This is a genomic window from Streptomyces sp. NPDC051909 (assembly GCF_040681095.1).
Lineage (GTDB): Bacteria > Actinomycetota > Actinomycetes > Streptomycetales > Streptomycetaceae > Streptomyces.
In genome coordinates, this window is sequence record NZ_JBFAYA010000003.1 from 46165 (window position 1) to 62210 (window position 16046).

Below are 16046 nucleotides of genomic sequence, written 5' to 3' on the forward strand. Positions count from 1 at the left end.
TGCCAACGACCCCGCCGTCCGCGAGATGCGGGCGGCGCTCCTCGGAAAGCGGCGCCCGCGGGCGCGGCACGGTCGGTGTCCCCGGCCCGCGGACCGGTTCCAGCGGCCCCAGTGGGCCGAGCGAGTCCTGTGGCCGCCCTATGCCCGCGGGTCGCGCCTCGTCCCTCACGTGCCGGCCAGCGGCATCGCGGCGGCCACCAGACGCCCGTTGGCCGCGGCCTTCTCCAGCGCGTCGCGCAGCAGGTCCTCGCGCGGCTGCTGCCCGATCGAACCGACCGGCGCGGCGAACACGAGCACCGTGTGCGACTTGTTCGCCGCGGCCCGCCAGCCTTCGGTGACCTGGAGCGGCTGGTGCGCCTGCCACCAGGCGGCCTGGCCCGCGCCGCCCGGTCCCGGCTGCAGCACCGAGTGCAGCTGGCCCATCGCGACCAGGACCGACCAGCCGGGCAGCGGGGCCGGCTTCTGGTTGACGTCGGCGACCGGCTGGAAGCCCTGCTCGACGAGGAGCGGCAGGAACTCGTCGGTCAGCCCCTCCGAACCGGGCCGGGCGACCGGCGCGGTCGGCTCCACCACGAGCGCCGGGTGCAGCTCGCCCTCGATCAGCACCAGACCGCTGGTCACCCCGAGCACCGCCTGCTCGGGGTTGGCGGCGGCGAGGGAGTCGGCGGCGTCGGCCGCCGTGATGGAGGCGACGGCACCCTGCAGCTGCTCCTCGGCGACCCGGACGACCTGGGACGGGATGCAGCTGGCGTGGGCGAAGGCGAGGACGGCGGTCTCCTCGCCGACGAACAGCACCGTGCTGGTGCGCTCCTGCTCCGAGTCGCCCGGGGTCCGGCAGGAGGTGCAGTCGTAGCTGCCCGGGGCGTTGTCGCCGGCGAGCAGCCGGTCGGCTTCTTCGTCGCCGATCTCGGCGCGTACGTCCTCGCTGACGTCGAGCATGCGCGGCACGGGGGGCTCCCTGGACTCGTTGCGTGCGACGACGGGCGGTTCCCGGCCGTCTCATGCCGAGTTCAACGGGGAAGACTCGCCGGGGGTCACGCGTCGGGGCCGACAACTTGTTTGAGGAGCGGCGGCAGTGGCCGTGCCGCCGACCGGGTGGCATGTGAACGCTGTTCCGCGCGGCACCGGCCCGGCGTTCGAAACCGCTGCCTAGCCTGCCCCGATGTCGAAGATCCGATATTGGACGGCCGGTGCCGTGCTGGCCGCCGCCACCGCCCTGCTGTCCCCGGCGCGGGCTCACGCAGAGGAGGCGGGCGCCGCCGCCCCCACGCCCGTCGAGGCCTGCGTCAAGGACCAGTGGCCGTGGGGCTGCGTCGCCGCGTGCGAGAGCAGCGGGGACTGGCACGCCAACACCGGCAACGGCTTCTACGGCGGACTGCAGTTCTGGCAGCCCACCTGGGACGAGTTCGGCGGCCGCCGCTACGCCCGGCGCGCCGACCTCGCCACCCGCGCGCAGCAGATCGCGGTCGCCGAGGACGTGCTGCGCGTGCAGGGCTGGGGAGCCTGGCCGGTCTGCTCGAAGCGGTACGGGCTGAGCGGCCGCGCCCATGTCGTACAGCGCGGCGACACCCTCAGCGCGATCGCCCGCCGCTTCAGGACGAAGGGCGGCTGGCAGGCGCTGTACGCGGCGAACCGCTCGGTGATCGGCGCGGACCCGAACCGGCTGATGGTCGGCACCATGCTGCGCCTGCCGTGATCAGGTGACCTCCTGATCACGTGATCTCCCGGGCGTCCGCGAGGGAGCCGCGGCGCAGCTCGTACGCGAGGGAGCCGGGCGGCAGGCCGGCCGGGACGCGCTGCTCGGCGAGGACGACCGCGGCGTGGGCGGGCGGGCCGGCGAGGGCGGCGAGGAGCGCGTACGTACGGGAGGCCACCGCCGCCGACAGGCCGAGCGACGGCTCGTCGACGAGGACGACCCGGGCGCCGGCGCACGCGGCGCGGGTGAGCGCGAGCATGCGGCGCTCGCCGCCCGACAGCGTCGCGGCCCGGTGGCCGAGCAGCCGCGTGAGCTCCGGGTACGCGGCGAGGGCGTCGCCCCGGCGGTCCGGCACGGCGAGGTCCAGGTTCTCGGCGACCGTCAGCGTCGCGTACACCGCCCGCAGATCCGGTACGAAGCACAGCCCGCGGCGCGCCCGGGCATGGGCCGGCAGCCGCGTGACGTCCGCGCCCCGCCACTCCACCCGCCCGCCGCTGAGCGGCACCGTCCCGGCGAGCGCCCGCAGCGCGGTGGTGCGGCCGGAGCCGTTGCGGCCGAGGAGCACGGTGACGGTGCCGGCCGGCAGCGCCAGGTTCAGGCCGTGCAGGGCCTCCAGCGGGCCGTAACGGACCCGGGCGGCGCGCAGCGCGATCTCGACGCTCACAGGATGCGGCCGCCTTCCATGGTGTGGACGGTACGGGCGATGCCGGCGACGAGGTCCGGGTCGTGCTCGACCACGAGCACGGCGAGCCCGTCGGCGGCGAGCGCGGCGAGGATCCGGGCGAGCGCCGCCGCCTCCGCCGCGTCGAGCCCGGCGGCCGGCTCGTCGAGCAGCAGCGTGTGCGGCCGCCCCGCGAGCGCCCGCGCGAGCTCCACCCGCCGCAGGGTCCCGGTCGGCAGCCCGGCCGCCGCCCGGTGCCGCACGGCTCCGTCGAGTCCGAACAACCGCAACGCCTGCTCGGCCCCCGGGCCCCCGACCCGTACGTTCTCCTCGACGCTGAGCGACGGAAACACCGCCAACTGCTGGAACGTCCGCCCCACCCCGAGCCGCTGCCGCACGTGCGCCGCCTTCCCGGTGACGTCGACCCCGTCGAGCACCACCCGCCCCGCCGTCGGCCGCACGGCCCCCGCCAGACAGTCGAACAAGGTGCTCTTCCCGGCCCCGTTGACCCCCACGACGGCGGTGACCGCCCCGACCGCCACCTCGATGTCCACCCCGTCAAGACCCACCGTCCCCCCTGGATGCACCAGCCGGATCCCGACGGCGACCAGCCGAGCGGCGCCGTCGGTCCGCCGGCCCGTGCCGGCCGTCCGGCCGGGGGCGGCCGGGGGCGCACCGCCGGCCACCTCGCCCGGCGGCGGGTGTGCGTCGGCTGACTGGCCGGAGGCGACGTATGACCTGCCGGCGGACGTCTTCGCCCGGCGCCGGGCGGCCCGGCCGCCGGCCGCAGGGCCGGCACCCGCCCCCGGCCCGTTCCGCCTTCCCACCCCCAGCAGCCACGGCAGCACCGGTGGCAGACGGCCCGTGAAGGTGGCCAGGAGGCCGATCAGGGCCACCGCCACGCCCGCGTGAGTGCCGGCGTCGAGGGAGACGAGGAGGGTGGCGGCGAGCAGGGGGGTGAGAAGGGTGTCGGCGCCGAGGGTGAGGACGGCGGCGAACCAGAGGAGGCCGCGGACCGGGTCGAAGGCGTCGGGGTCGAAGGCGCGGACGGACATGGCGAGGAGGGCGCCGCCGAGGGCGGCGAGCGCGGCGCCGAGGGTGAAGGCGAGGAGTTTGAGGGTGGCGACGGGGACGCCGGCGGCCTCCGCGCCCGGTTCGTGGTCGCGCAGGGCGGCAAGGGCGCGGCCGGTGCGGCCGCGGCGGAGGGCCGCGACCAGGAGGAGGCAGGCGGCGAGGAGCAGCAGCTCAAGGACGTAGTAGGCGCGGTCGTCCGAGAAGCCGGCCGGGCGCGTGACGGTGACGCCGGCCGTGGCGTACGGCTGGGCGAAGACGAAGCGGCTCACCGCCACCCCGACGGCCAGCGTCGCCAGGGCGAGCGCCAGCCCGTGGCGGCGGATCGCGGGCCAACCCGTGAGCAGCCCGAGCGCCGCCACGCACAGCACCGCCACGCCGAGCGCGACCAGCTCCGGCAGGCCCGCCGCCGCGAGCAGGGCGGTGAAGAGCGCGCCGAGACCCGCGTACGCGGCCTGGCCCAGGGCGATCTGGCCGCCCCGGCCGGAGACCACGACCAGCGAGAGCAGGACCACCGCGAGCGCCGGGACCTGCACCGCCGTCGTCAGGTCCTCGCCCGCGAAGCCCAGCGGCAGCAGGAGCAGCACCGCCGTGACCAGCCACACCGGCACCGGCACCCGTGGCGCGGCCCGGGGCGGCGGCAGCGCGTCCGTGTCCCCGACGCCCGGCAGGACCAGGGCGGCGACGAGCAGCGCCACCACGAAGAGGTTCGTCCCGGCCGCCTGGACCAGTTCGCCCGCCCAGCCCTCCGGGTGCAGCCGGGTGAGCTGCGCCTGCGCCACGCCCAGCGCGAGCGCGGTCAGCACCGCCACCGGCAGGCTCCGCATCCGGGCCACCACCGCTACCGCGATGACCTCGACGACCAGCAGGGGCATCCCGTACGGGTCGAGGCGCACGTACGGCGCGAGCAGCACGCCCGTGAGACCGGCCGTGAAGGAGCCGAAGGCCCAGCCCGCCGCCGACACCCGGTCCGCGGGGATGCCGGACAGGACGGCGAGCGGCCGGTTGTCGACCACCGCCCGCAGTTCCCGCCCGAACCGGGTCCACCGGGTCACCGCCCCCACCATGCAGGCCAGCGCCACGGCCGCCGCGAGCTGCGCCCACGGGTCGTCGCCGAGCAGCACCGGCGCGTCGTCCCGGGCGCCGTCGCCCCACACCAGCGCCGCCGCGCCGACGAGCAGCACGAACACGCCGATCGAGGCCACCAGTGTCTGCGCCGGCCCCGCGCCCGCCACCGCGAGCGGGCGGAACACCAGCCGGTCCAGGACGAGCCCGATGCCCGGCGCCACCACGAGCAGCGTGACCAGCGCCCCGACCGGCAGCGGCCAGTGCCAGACCACCACCAGCTGGCGCAGCACGTACGCGCAGACCATCGCGATCGCGCCGTGCGCCAGGTTCAGCACCCCGGTGGCCCGGTAGGTGACGATCAGACCGATGCCGGTGAGCGCCGCCGCGCTGCCGACGGCGAGGCCGGCGAGCGTGAGGTCGTACGTCAGCGAGGCCACGGCTCACACACCGGGCACGGGTCGAGTTCCGCGTCCCCCACGGGTTCCGCCTCGGGGCGGCCCGCCACCAGGGGGCAGTCCGGGCGGTGCGCGAGCGTGCCGCCGGGGACGCGCAGGGGCGGATCCTCCGACGACGGCGCGGCCGAGAGCGCGGCGGGCTCCTCCTCTGCGCCCTCCGGGGGCCCGGCCGCGGCCTCCGGCGGCGCGAGCAGGGCCGCCCCGACGAGCAGCACCACGCCGGCGACGATCAGTGCCGCCCCGGGCACGGTGCACGAGGCCAGATAGGGCAGCTGGCGTTCGGCGAAACGCTCGCCGGAGATCCCGTACCAGCCGATGACACACAGCACCGCCCCGCCGGCGACCGCCACGAGCCCGCCCCACAGCAGCAGCTTCGACGGCGAGCGCGGAACCGACGGCACGGACGTCCCCTTCCTCAAGCAGGCCCACCCTTTATGTTCTCTTTAATTCTCTTCCTTGCGCTATGTCCGTGATCGGATCACCCTGGAATCGACAGGGTGGTGAGCCAGATGCTCCTCAAGCGACGTGCGGCCGCCTTCGGCGCCGCGGCGGTACTCGTCCTCGCGCCCGCCGTCGCGGGCTGCTCCGACGACAACGGTTCCTCCGAGCAGGTCACGCCGACCACCTCGCCGGCCATGACCGACCAGCCGCTGGACCCGGCCGCCGCCAAGGCGGAGATCACCAAGAACTTCACGGCGTTCTTCGATCCGAAGACGCCGACCGCCGAGCGGATCAAGCTCCTGGAGAACGGCGAGGCCATGGCACCGGTGCTCGGCGCCTTCGCCGGCGACAAGAACGCCGCCCAGACCTCCGTGAAGGTCAAGGAGATCGACTTCACCTCGCCCACCGGCGCGAACGTCACCTACGACCTGCTCGTCGCCGGCAACACCGCGCTGCCGGACGCCAAGGGCACCTCCGTGCTCCAGAACGACACCTGGAAGGTCTCCGTGCAGACACTCTGCGGCCTCGTCCAGGTCAGTGGTGCGACCGTCCCGGGCTGCTGAGACGGCCCTGGCACTGCTCCTCGCCGGACTCGCCGCGGTCACCGCGGGCTGCGGCAGCCGGCTCCCGGAGAGCGCCTTCGAGACGCGGCCCACCGCCAACCCCTCCGGCGGTGAGCCGCTCCGCGTCGGCGTCATCACCAGCGCCACCAGCCCGGTCGGCGGCGACGCCCTCACCGGCCCCCGCGACGGCGCCCTCGCCTACTTCGCCGCCCTGAACGCCCGCGGCGGCCTCGACGGACGCCGGATCGAGGTGCTCACCTGCGACGACGGCGGGAGCGGCGTCGGCAACAACGCCTGTGTGCACCGGCTCGTCGACGAGCGCAAGGTCTTCGCCCTGGTCGCCACCACCGCCCTCGACTACGCGGGCGCCCCCCGGGTCTCCGCGGCCGGCGTCCCCGACATCGGCGGGCAGCCGCTGACCCCCGCCTACGACACGTACCCCCACCTCTACGGGATCTACGGCAGCTCCGCCCCGCGCACCGGCAAGGCGCCCGGCTGGAACGGCGTGCTGTACGGCGGGACGGAGGTCTACCGCTGGTTCAGGTCCCATCTCGGCGCCCGTACCGCCGCCGTCGTCTCCTACAACCAGGCCGCCTCCGCCGCGTACGCCCGCCTGATCGCCGACGGGCTGCGCGCCGAGGGCTACCGGGTGGTCGACGAGCAGGTCGACTTCGTGCTGCCCAACTTCCGCGCGGTGGCGGCCGATCTGCGGTCGCAGCGGGTCGACGTGGTCTTCGACGCGATGGACACCCACGGCAACGCCCGGCTGTGCGAGGCGATGCAGGCCTCGGGCGTGCGGATCGCCGCCAAGGTGACGAACGTGCAGAACTGGTCCTCGACCGTGCCGCGCGACTACGCCGGCTCGCCCGGCTGCCGGTCCGTGCTCTACGCGACCGGCTCCAGCCGCGCGTACGACGACACGTCCTCCCCGGCGGTACGGGAGTTCCGGGCCGCGATGCAGCGGCAGGGGCAACGGACACTGTCCCAGTGGCAGTTGGAGGGCTGGGCGGCGGCCATGTGGTTCACGGACGCCGCCAAGTCCTGTCTCACGAAGGACCGGCAGCCCACGCGGGCCTGCGTCGAGCGCTACCTCAACCGGGCCGAGCCGTACACCGCCCGCGGGCTGCTGCTGCCCGTCCGCTTCGAGCACCTCGACGAGCCGCCGGAGTCCCGCGACACCTGTCTGTCCGTGGCCCGTTGGCGCGACGGCAGCGGCTGGATCCCGCAGGGGGACATGAACACGAACTGTGCCACCGTCCCCCAGCTGGGGTACCGCCCGTGAGCACCCGTGCGTCTGGCAGTACAGTCACCCCGACCACCACCCACCACCTGACCAGGGGGGATCCGGCGGCACGATGCGCATCTCTTTCCTGCTCCACAACGGCTACCACATCGGCGGGACCATCAGGACGACCTTCACGCTCGCCGGGGAACTGGCGGACCGCCACGAGGTGGAGATCGTCTCGGTGTTCCGCCACCGAGACGAACCCATCCTCGGCGTCCCGGACGGGGTGACCCTCCGTCACCTCGTCGACATCCGGAAGAACAGCCGGGGTTACGACGGGGAGCACCCCGACTTCCACCGCCCCGCCCGGGTGTTCCCGCGCGGCGACGGGCGCTGGAAGCAGTACAGCGCGCTCACCGACGCCCGGATCGGCGCGCATCTCGCCTCCGTCGAGGCGGACGTGGTGATCGCGACCCGTCCCGGGCTCAACGTCCAGCTCGCCCGGCAGGCCCCGCGCGGACCCGTCCTCGTCGGCCAGGAGCATCTGACCCTGGACGGGCACACCTACCGGCTGCGGCGCGACATCCGGCACGAGTACGCCCTCCTGGACGCCGTCACCACGGTCACCGAGGCCGACGCCCGGGCCTATCGCGCGCTCGCGCTGCGCGGCGTACGGATCGACGCCGTGCCCAACAGCGTGCCCGCGCCCGCCGTGCCGCCCGCCGACCCCGCCGCGAAGGTCGTCGTCGCGGCCGGCCGGCTCACCGCGGTCAAGCGCTACGACCTGCTGATCGACGCCTTCGCGGACGTGGCCGCCGCCCGGCCCGACTGGAAGCTGCGGATCTACGGCACCGGCGACGCCGTCGACGACCTGAAGAAGACCCTGGCCCGGCAGATCGAACGGCTCGGGCTCGGCGAGCACGTCTTCCTCATGGGCACCGCCCATCCCATGGAGCCGGAGTGGGCCAAGGGCTCGCTCGCCGCGGTCACCTCGCGCCGCGAGTCCTTCGGGATGACCATCGTCGAGGCGATGCGCTGCGGACTGCCGGTGGTCTCCACCGACTGCCCGCACGGCCCCGGCGAGATCATCGAGGACGGCGTGGACGGCCGGCTCGTCCCGGTCGACGACACGGCGGCGGTGGCCGCGGCACTGCTCGACCTGATCAACGACGACGAGGCCCGGGCCCGCGCCGCGAAGGCGGCCCTGGCCGCCTCCGAGCGCTTCGACCCGGCCCATACCGCCGTGACGCACGAGTCGATCTGGTCCGACCTGGCCACGTCCGGCGCCGCCACCCGCCCCCGCACCCACGGCCCGGTGCGGTCCGTCCTCCATCGCGGGGTCGGCGCGGCGATCGACACCGTGTACGCGGCGAAGGCGAAGGCGGGGGCTCTGGTCCGCCGCTTCCGCTGACCGCCCGGGCGACGGGTGCCGGCCCACCCGGGCAATCCGCCGAGCGAGCCGAAGGGCGCGCCGGGGGAACGGCGCCGAGCGCGCGGAGGCCCGCGAGGAACGAGCGGGTCGAGCACGGTCGGGGCCGTGAGCCCGGCTGAAGGCGCCCGGAGGCGAGCGAGGCCTCAAGAAAGGGGCTGGCAGACTCGGGCCCATGTTGGAGACCTCCGCACGACTGCTGCGTCTGCTCTCACTCCTCCAGGCCCACCGCGAGTGGTCCGGGCCCGAGTTGGCCGCGCGGCTCGGGGTGACGGGGCGGACCGTGCGGCGGGATGTGGAGCGGCTGCGGGAGCTCGGGTATCCGGTGAACGCGACGCCCGGGACAGGGGGCGGGTACCGGCTGGGGGCGGGGGCCGAGCTGCCGCCGCTGCTCCTCGACGACGACGAGGCGGTCGCCGTCGCGGTCGGGCTGCGGACGGCGGCCGGGCACGGCGTCGAGGGCATCGGGGAGAGCTCGGTGCGCGCCCTCGCCAAGCTGGAGCAGGTGCTCCCGGGGCGGCTGCGGCGCCGGGTGAGCGCCCTCAACGCCTTCACCGTGCCCATGCTGCGCACCCCGGACGACCGGATCGACCCGGCCGTGCTGACCGAGCTCGCGAACGCCTGCCGGGACGCCGAGCGGCTGCGCTTCGAGTACCGCGACCACTCCGGAGCCGCCACCCGCCGCACCGTCGAGCCGCACCGCCTGGTGTGCAGCGAGCGGCGCTGGTACCTGGTCGCCTGGGACGTGGACCGGGCCGACTGGCGCACCTTCCGCGCCGACCGGATCGTGCCGAAGCCGCCGCACGGGCCCCGCTTCCCGCCCCGCGATCCTCCCGCCGAGGACCTGGCCGCCTATGTCGCGAAGGGCGTGTCCACCGGCGCGTACGCCACCGAGGCCACGGTCCGGCTTCATGTGCCGCTCGCCGAGGCCGCCTCGGCCGTCGGCATCCTCGACGGCGTCCTCACGGCGGAGGGGGAGCGGAGCTGTCTGCTGCGCACCGGCGCGCCCGGCCTGGACGCGATGGTGGTGCACGTCTCGCTGCTCGGCCTCGAGTTCGAGGTGGTCGACCCGCCGGAGCTCGCCGACCGGGTGCGGACGCTCAGGGACCGCCTGTCCCGGGCCCTGGACCGGCAGGACCTGGACCGGCCGGGCGGTGCTCCGGCGGCGGGACCGTGAGCCGCAGCCGCTCGTACGCCGCGAACTCGGGGTGGTGCAGGTCGAAGGCGGGCGACTCGGAGCGGATCCGCGGCACCGACTCGAAGTTGTGCCGGGGCGGCGGGCAGGAGGTCGCCCACTCCAGGGAGCGGCCGAAGCCCCACGGGTCGTCCGTCTCGACCTTCTCGCCGTGCCGCCAGGTGTGCCACACGTTGTAGAGGAAGGGCAGCGTGGACATGCCCAGCAGGAAGGCGCCGATCGTCGACACCGTGTTGAGCGCGGTGAAGCCGTCGGCGGCCAGGTAGTCGGAGTACCGCCGCGGCATGCCCTCCGCGCCCAGCCAGTGCTGCACGAGGAAGGTGGTGTGGAAGCCGACGAACAGCGTCCAGAAGTGCGCCTTCCCGAGCCGTTCGTCGAGCATCCGCCCGGTGAACTTGGGCCACCAGAAGTAGAAGCCGGCGAAGGTCGCGAAGGCGACCGTGCCGAAGACCGTGTAGTGGAAGTGGGCCACCACGAAGTACGAGTCGGTGACCTGGAAGTCCATCGGCGGCGAGGCCAGGATCACCCCGGTCAGCCCGCCGAACAGGAAGGACACCAGGAAGCCGACCGCCCACAGCATCGGCGTCTCGAAGGACAGCGAGCCGTTCAGCATCGTGCCCGTCCAGTTGAAGAACTTCACTCCGGTCGGCACGGCGATGAGGAAGGAGAGCAGCGAGAAGAAGGGCAGCAGCACCGCCCCGGTCGCGAACATGTGGTGCGCCCACACCACCACCGACAGGCCGGTGATCGTCATGGTGGCGGCGATCAGGGTCACGTAGCCGAAGATCGGCTTGCGGGAGAAGACCGGGATGATCTCGCTGACGATGCCGAAGAACGGCAGGGCGATGATGTACACCTCGGGGTGCCCGAAGAACCAGAACAGGTGCTGCCACAGCAGCGCCCCGCCGTTCTCCGGCAGGAAGACCACCGAGCCGAGCCGCCGGTCGGACTCCAGGACGAGCAGGGTCGCCGCGAGCACCGGGAAGGCCATCAGGACCAGGATCGTGGTGAAGAGCACGTTCCAGGTGAAGATCGGCATCCGGAACATCGTCATGCCCGGGGCCCGCATCCCGATGATCGTCGCCAGGAAGTTCACCGAGGCGAGGATGGTGCCGAAGCCGGAGAGCGCGAGCCCGACGATCCACAGGTCGACGCCCACGCCGGGCATCCGCAGCTGGCTGTTCAGCGGGGCGTAGGCGGTCCAGCCGAAGGCGGCGGGCCCGCCGGGGGTGAGGAAGGAGGCGACCACCAGCAGGCCGCCGAAGAGGAACAGCCAGTACGAGAACATGTTGAGCCGCGGGAAGGCCACGTCGGGGGAGCCGATCTGGAGCGGCACCAGCTCGTTGGCGAAGCCGGCGAAGGTGGGCGTCGCGAAGAGCAGCAGCATGATCGTGCCGTGCAGGGTGAAGGCCTGGTTGTACTCGAGATTGGTCACCAGCTGGAGCCCCGGCCGGGCCAGCTCGGCCCGCATCACCATGGCCAGCACCCCGGCGATCAGGAAGAAGGCGAACGAGGTCACCAGATAGAGGTGGCCGATCTTCTTGTGGTCGGTCGTGGTGACCCAGTCGATCAGCACCCGGCCATGCCGCTGCCGCGGTGGTTCGACGCCGGCGGTCTCGGTCTCGGTAGCCATCCCCGGATGATGGCCCCGGCCGGGCGGGCAGCGGGGGAGGCGGACCGGCGGGTCGTCCGGTCGGCGGACGGTGTGGACGGGGTGCGGGGAAATCGTGAATGCCGCGCGGGCGGCGCGGTCCGGTGGGGGCCCGTCCCGGCCCCCGGCCGAATTACCAGGCGGGGCACATGTGTACGGAATTCGGGAAGCGCTTTCCGGAGGTGCGCGCGACGGGCGCGGGAGAACGCCGGACCCGGTCGGGAATTACCACGGAAACGGCTGGAAACCGTCGTTGCCGATCGGCGCGGTCTCGCCAAACATATGTCGAGAAGCTGTGACACAAGCGTGACCGGCGGGGTACTAACGTGAGCTGTATGACACCCGAACACACACCCGACCACGCCGACGAAACGTATGTGGGGCTCACGGAGGAGGAAGCCGAACGGCTGGCCAGGATCCGCGGCCACCATGTCGTCCGCGCGCTTCCGCCGGGCTCGATCATCACCATGGAGTACCTGGAGGGGCGCATCAACTTCGAGGTCGAGGGCGGTGTCGTCACCCGCGTCTGGCACGGCTGAGCGGCGCCGGGCGGGCGCGGGCCGGGCCGCCGCCCGCGGGACGCGAGAGGGCCCCGGCCGAGGGATCGGCCGGGGCCCTTCGTCGTACCCGGGTCGCGGCGGCTCAGCCGCCGGTCGCGGGCCGTGAGTGCGGCGGGCGGCGGCTGCCGGCCGGACCGACCGGGCCGCGCTCCGCGCGCACCGCGTGATGCGCGCCGTGGTGCGCCGGGTGGGCCCGCGGCGCCGCCAGCGGCTGCCCCGCGCGCGGCGGGCCGCCCCGGGTGGCCGTGGCGCGGCCGGAGCCCGAGCCGGCGCCGACGGCCTCGCGGACCGGCTCCTCCGCCCCGGTCGGGCGCTGCGGGAACAGGCCCGGCAGCGGGCCTCCGCTCGCCACCGGCAGCGAGGGCACCAGGCGCCGGCGGGACCGCAGCTGCTCGCGCAGCCGGTCGCGCAGGGCCAGGATCCAGGCCTCCGCCACCGCGAGCACCGGCTCGCACCAGGGCAGCGCGAGCAGGACGACCAGGCCGGCGGCCCAGCCGAGCAGCACATCGCTCAGCCAGTGCGTACCGAGGTACACGGTGGTGAGGCCGACGCCGAGCGCGACCACCGCCGACAGGGCGGAGAGATAGCGGCGGGCCCTCGGCGTGGTCGCCAGATAGGCCAGGATGCCCCAGGTCACGACCGCGTTCGCGGTGTGCCCGGACGGGAATATGTCGCCGCCCGCGAAGAGCTCGGCGGAGCCGACCTGCGTCGCGTAGTGGGGGCCGAGCCGGCCGAGTCCGAGTTTGACCGCGCCGACGGTCGCGTTGAGCAACAGCAGCGCGGCGCCGAGGCAGAGCAGCGGTCGCAGCGTGTGCTGGCGCCAGGAGCGCCAGCCCAGCCACGCCGCCACCATCACGGCCGTGGGGCCGCGCTGGCCGAGGACGACGTAGTAGTCGAGGAAGGCGTGCAGCCCCTGCCACTGCTGGTAGGGGCGGAAGAGCATGATCTTCCAGTCGAGGGTGACCAGCCAGGTCGACAGCAGCACGGCGACGACGATGGCCAGATAGAACGCCAGCGTCCCGCCGAAGAGGGCGAGACGCGTGCGGGTCATCCGCGGGACCTCTATCTTCGGCGGTTCCGGCTCCCGGTCCAGCCGGGCAAAGATGTCGGTACGCACCCAATCGACGTTACAGGGAGTGAGTAGCGACCTTGGTCGTTCCCGTGCCTTCGTGATGACGATGTGATGTGGAGTTGCTCTCAGCCGGGCGTTTGTTCCCGTCACCCGTCGGAATATCCGATGACCTCCGGCCCTATTGACCGACCGGTTTATCCGGAAGCCTGTTTGAGGCCCCGGAGTAATCCCCCGAACGGCTCCGGAGGTGGAATTCACCCCGGTCACCGGCCGGTTCGCCGGTCGGCCGGAGTGGCGTACGCCACACCGTGCGGCCCGCCGGGGTGAGAGCTGCACCACGCGCTCGGGCCTTGAACTCGCGTACGCTGACGGCTCACTCGCCCGTCGATGCCGGGCCGTCCCGGGACCGCTCCCGGCCGGGCCCGCCGAGCGCGAGGGCTTCACTGGGAGGTACGTACATGGCGCGGACGAACACGGCCGGAGCACGTCTCCGCACCGCCGGCGGTGGTGCCAACCGCTGGGTCGTCCTCGTCGTCCTCTGCGTCAGCCTGCTGCTGGTCGCGCTGGACTCGACCGTGCTGCACGTCGCCGTCCCCTCCCTCACCGAGGACCTGCACCCCAGCTCCACCGCGCTGCTGTGGATCGTCGACGCCTATCCGCTGATCTGCGCCTCGCTCCTGATCCTCTTCGGCACCCTGGGCGACCGGGTCGGCCGCAGACGGGTGCTGCTGCTCGGTTACGCGCTGTTCGGCCTCGCCTCCGCGATCGCCGCGCTCGCCACCGCGCCCGAGGTGCTGATCGGCGCCCGCGCGCTGCTCGGTGTCGGCGGCGCGATGATCATGCCCGCCACGCTCTCCATCCTGCGCGCCGTCTTCCCCGACCGGCGCGAGCGGGCCACCGCCATCGGCATCTGGACGGCCACCGCCGCCATCGGCGCCGCCACCGGTCCGGTGCTCGGCGGCTTCCTCGTCGAGCACTTCTGGTGGGGCTCGGTCTTCCTCGTGAACATCCCGCTGATGGTGCTGATGCTGCCGCTCGGCCGGCTGCTCCTGCCCGAGTCCCGCGGTGACGCGGACGGACCCTGGGACGTGCTCGGCGCGCTGATGGCCGCGGCCGGCGTGCTCGGCGTGGTCCTCGGCGTGAAGCGGCTCGGCGCCGGCGACCCGCCGCTCGCCCTCGCCACCCTCGGCCCGCTGCTGCTCGGCGCCGGGCTGCTCGTCCTCTTCGTACGGCGCCAGCGGCGGCGCCCGTACCCCCTGATCGACATGCGGCTGTTCGCCCGCCCGGCCTTCACCACCTCGGTGGGCTGCGTGGTGCTCGCCATGCTCGCCCTGGTCGGCCTCCAGCTGATCGCCGTCCAGTACCTCCAGCTGATCCTCGGCCTCAGCCCCGTCGAGACCGGCCTGCGGCTGCTGCCGCTGACCTTCGCCGCGATGGCGGCCGGCGTCACCGGCTCGTACACCCTGCGCCGGCTCGGCCCGCGCCGGATGGTCTGCTGGGGCTTCCTGCTGACCGCCGCCGCGGTGCTGCTGCTCGTCCTCATGGGCCAGCACGACCGGCCGCTGCTGCTCACCGTGGGCTTCGTCCTGCTCGGCTTCGGCCTGCAGACCACGCTCTTCTCGGCGTACGAGTCGATGCTCAGCGAGGCCCCGCCGGAGAGCGCGGGCGGGGCGGCGGCGATCGGCGAGACCTCGTACCAGCTCGGCGCCGGCATGGGCACCGCACTGCTCGGCAGCGTGATGAACGCGGCGTACGCGCCCGGTCTGAGCGGGGTGCCGGGAGTGCCGGACGGTACGGCGAAGGCCGCCACGAACTCGCTCGGCGAGGCCTACCAGGTCGCCGCCCGGCTCGGCGGCGCGGCCGGGGACGCGCTGCACCACGCGGCCCGGCACGCCTTCGTGAACGGACTGCACGTGACGCTGTTCGTGAGCGCCGGGCTGCTCCTGGCCGGCGCGCTGATGGCGCTGCGCCTGCCGCGGGTGATGGAGTGCCCGGCGGTCGACCCGCGCCTCGCGGACGCGGTGGACACCAGGGGCGGCGTGGCCGCCGGGGCGGGCCCGGCGGCCCGGACGCTGCCGGGACCGGACGGTGAGCCGCGGACGGGGGGCGGGGCCGCGGATGCCGTACGGGTCCCCGCCACGCGGGGCCGGACCGAACCGGCCGGCTCGGGAACGCCGAGCCACTGACCGACCCGAGGGCGTCGGTCAGGACTGGTTGAAGAAACCGCCCTGCGAGCGGCCGCCGGACTCGCCGCTGACGATCTCGGTGTCGGCCGGGGTCAGCAGGAAGACCCGGGTCGCCACCCGCTCGATCGAGCCGCGCAGGCCGAAGGCGAGACCGGCGGCGAAGTCGACCACGCGCTTGGCGTCGTTCGGCTCCATCGCGGTCAGGTTCACGATCACCGGGACGCCGTCCCGGAACAGCTCGCCGATGCCCCGGGCGTCCCGGAACCCGTCCGGGGAGACGGTCGCGATCCGACGGCCGTGCTCCTGCGCCGTGTCGGTCGCCACCCGCACCCGCGGGTCCGTCACCCAGGCGTCGTTGCTCTCGGCACCGTCGGCGTACTCGTCGTCGTAGTAACGCTCGTCGTTGTCCTCGACGAGTCCCAGCCAGGCACTGGCCTTGCGCACCGATCCCATGGACGCCTCCTTTCGCGCGGTCACTCGTGGTTCCGCAATCCCTATCGTCGTCCATGATGCGGATCGCGCGCCAAGTGGATAGTCGGCGCGCAGGGGATTCGTGACGGTACTGGTGCAGAACGTGAGGGTCGAAATCTGGCGATTCGTCAGGGATCTTGCGGTATGCGGGGGCTGACTGGGGGTCGGATCGAGCCGCGCAACTTAAATGACGAACGTCGGGCCGGAAGGGTGACGGCCGGGGCGTACGGGTGAACAGACCGGCTGGGTACGATGCCCGTCGCAGTCGCGCGGAGCCCCGCGCCGGTCCACGGGGGAGTGTC

14 protein-coding genes are annotated in these 16046 nt (G+C 73.9%); 7 read left to right on the top strand and 7 right to left on the bottom strand.

Annotated features, from left to right (window positions below; genetic code table 11):
* Nucleotides 1-165: 165 nt before the first annotated feature.
* The gene (locus AB0M18_RS05720) at nucleotides 166-948 is read right to left on the bottom strand and encodes a hypothetical protein (protein WP_365755538.1); all 783 of its coding nucleotides are present in this window, start codon (nucleotides 946-948) and stop codon (nucleotides 166-168) included.
* A 214-nt stretch (nucleotides 949-1162) separates the two neighbouring features.
* Here AB0M18_RS05720 and AB0M18_RS05725 point away from each other — a divergent pair, with 214 nt between their 5' ends.
* The gene (locus AB0M18_RS05725) at nucleotides 1163-1696 is read left to right on the top strand and encodes a transglycosylase family protein (protein ID WP_365755539.1); all 534 of its coding nucleotides are present in this window, start codon (nucleotides 1163-1165) and stop codon (nucleotides 1694-1696) included.
* Nucleotides 1697-1712: 16 nt separating this feature from the next.
* Here the strand turns inward: AB0M18_RS05725 and AB0M18_RS05730 are convergent, their stop codons facing one another.
* From AB0M18_RS05730 to AB0M18_RS05740, 3 genes are read right to left on the bottom strand one after another with little or no spacing between them, the layout of a single operon-like run.
* Entirely contained in the window at nucleotides 1713-2360 is a 648-nt protein-coding gene (locus AB0M18_RS05730) for an ATP-binding cassette domain-containing protein (protein ID WP_365755540.1), read from the bottom strand.
* On the bottom strand, nucleotides 2357-4933 hold the full coding sequence (locus AB0M18_RS05735; RefSeq protein WP_365755541.1) for an ATP-binding cassette domain-containing protein: 2577 nt from the start codon (nucleotides 4931-4933) through the stop codon (nucleotides 2357-2359). The genes AB0M18_RS05730 and AB0M18_RS05735 overlap by 4 nt, the downstream gene beginning before the upstream one ends.
* On the bottom strand, nucleotides 4921-5352 hold the full coding sequence (locus AB0M18_RS05740) for a hypothetical protein (RefSeq protein WP_365755542.1): 432 nt from the start codon (nucleotides 5350-5352) through the stop codon (nucleotides 4921-4923). The genes AB0M18_RS05735 and AB0M18_RS05740 overlap by 13 nt, the downstream gene beginning before the upstream one ends.
* Before the next feature lie 108 nt (nucleotides 5353-5460).
* Here AB0M18_RS05740 and AB0M18_RS05745 point away from each other — a divergent pair, with 108 nt between their 5' ends.
* From AB0M18_RS05745 to AB0M18_RS05760, 4 genes are all read left to right on the top strand, one after another.
* Entirely contained in the window at nucleotides 5461-5955 is a 495-nt protein-coding gene (locus AB0M18_RS05745; RefSeq protein ID WP_365755543.1) for a hypothetical protein, read from the top strand.
* Nucleotides 5933-7237 carry an ABC transporter substrate-binding protein gene (locus AB0M18_RS05750; protein WP_365755544.1) on the top strand — a complete coding sequence of 435 codons (1305 nt, stop codon included), beginning with the start codon at nucleotides 5933-5935 and terminating at the stop codon, nucleotides 7235-7237. Before AB0M18_RS05745 ends, AB0M18_RS05750 begins: the two co-directional genes overlap by 23 nt.
* 73 nt (nucleotides 7238-7310) lie before the next feature.
* Complete coding sequence (locus AB0M18_RS05755) at nucleotides 7311-8591, top strand: glycosyltransferase (RefSeq protein ID WP_365755545.1); 1281 nt, start codon at nucleotides 7311-7313, stop codon at nucleotides 8589-8591.
* Nucleotides 8592-8784: 193 nt separating this feature from the next.
* Nucleotides 8785-9786 (top strand): YafY family protein, encoded by a 1002-nt coding sequence (locus AB0M18_RS05760; RefSeq protein ID WP_365755546.1) that lies wholly within the window; start codon nucleotides 8785-8787, stop codon nucleotides 9784-9786.
* On the opposite strand, the gene ctaD is transcribed toward AB0M18_RS05760, so the two are convergent.
* On the bottom strand, nucleotides 9710-11437 hold the full coding sequence (gene ctaD, locus AB0M18_RS05765) for a cytochrome c oxidase subunit I (RefSeq protein ID WP_365755547.1): 1728 nt from the start codon (nucleotides 11435-11437) through the stop codon (nucleotides 9710-9712). The two genes, AB0M18_RS05760 and ctaD, sit on opposite strands and share 77 nt — an antisense overlap.
* 353 nt (nucleotides 11438-11790) lie before the next feature.
* Here ctaD and AB0M18_RS05770 point away from each other — a divergent pair, with 353 nt between their 5' ends.
* A complete protein-coding gene (locus tag AB0M18_RS05770; RefSeq protein ID WP_365755548.1) occupies nucleotides 11791-11994 on the top strand; it encodes an I78 family peptidase inhibitor in 204 nt (67 codons plus the stop codon).
* Between the two features lie 103 nt (nucleotides 11995-12097).
* On the opposite strand, the gene AB0M18_RS05775 is transcribed toward AB0M18_RS05770, so the two are convergent.
* Nucleotides 12098-13132: a phosphatase PAP2 family protein gene (locus AB0M18_RS05775; RefSeq protein WP_365755549.1), complete on the bottom strand. Its 1035-nt coding sequence runs from the start codon at nucleotides 13130-13132 to the stop codon at nucleotides 12098-12100.
* Between the two features lie 413 nt (nucleotides 13133-13545).
* Between AB0M18_RS05775 and AB0M18_RS05780 the strand changes: the two genes are divergently transcribed.
* Nucleotides 13546-15273, top strand: a complete 1728-nt coding sequence (locus AB0M18_RS05780) for an MFS transporter (protein WP_365755550.1) — start codon at nucleotides 13546-13548, stop codon at nucleotides 15271-15273.
* An 18-nt stretch (nucleotides 15274-15291) separates the two neighbouring features.
* Here AB0M18_RS05780 and sepF read toward each other — a convergent pair whose 3' ends face one another.
* Nucleotides 15292-15726 (bottom strand): cell division protein SepF, encoded by a 435-nt coding sequence (sepF, locus tag AB0M18_RS05785; RefSeq protein ID WP_365755551.1) that lies wholly within the window; start codon nucleotides 15724-15726, stop codon nucleotides 15292-15294.
* Nucleotides 15727-16046 lie beyond the last annotated feature (320 nt).

Excerpts from the sequence above, each read along its gene's own strand:
- AB0M18_RS05725 (WP_365755539.1), top strand. The coding sequence starts at position 1,163 with ATGTCGAAGATCCGATATTGGACGGCCGGTGCCGTGCTGGCCGCCGCC.
- AB0M18_RS05745 (WP_365755543.1), top strand. The coding sequence starts at position 5,461 with ATGCTCCTCAAGCGACGTGCGGCCGCCTTCGGCGCCGCGGCGGTACTC.
- AB0M18_RS05755 (WP_365755545.1), top strand. The coding sequence starts at position 7,311 with ATGCGCATCTCTTTCCTGCTCCACAACGGCTACCACATCGGCGGGACC.
- AB0M18_RS05760 (WP_365755546.1), top strand. The coding sequence starts at position 8,785 with ATGTTGGAGACCTCCGCACGACTGCTGCGTCTGCTCTCACTCCTCCAG.
- ctaD (WP_365755547.1), bottom strand. The coding sequence starts at position 11,437 with ATGGCTACCGAGACCGAGACCGCCGGCGTCGAACCACCGCGGCAGCGG.
- AB0M18_RS05770 (WP_365755548.1), top strand. The coding sequence starts at position 11,791 with ATGACACCCGAACACACACCCGACCACGCCGACGAAACGTATGTGGGG.
- AB0M18_RS05780 (WP_365755550.1), top strand. The coding sequence starts at position 13,546 with ATGGCGCGGACGAACACGGCCGGAGCACGTCTCCGCACCGCCGGCGGT.
- sepF (WP_365755551.1), bottom strand. The coding sequence starts at position 15,726 with ATGGGATCGGTGCGCAAGGCCAGTGCCTGGCTGGGACTCGTCGAGGAC.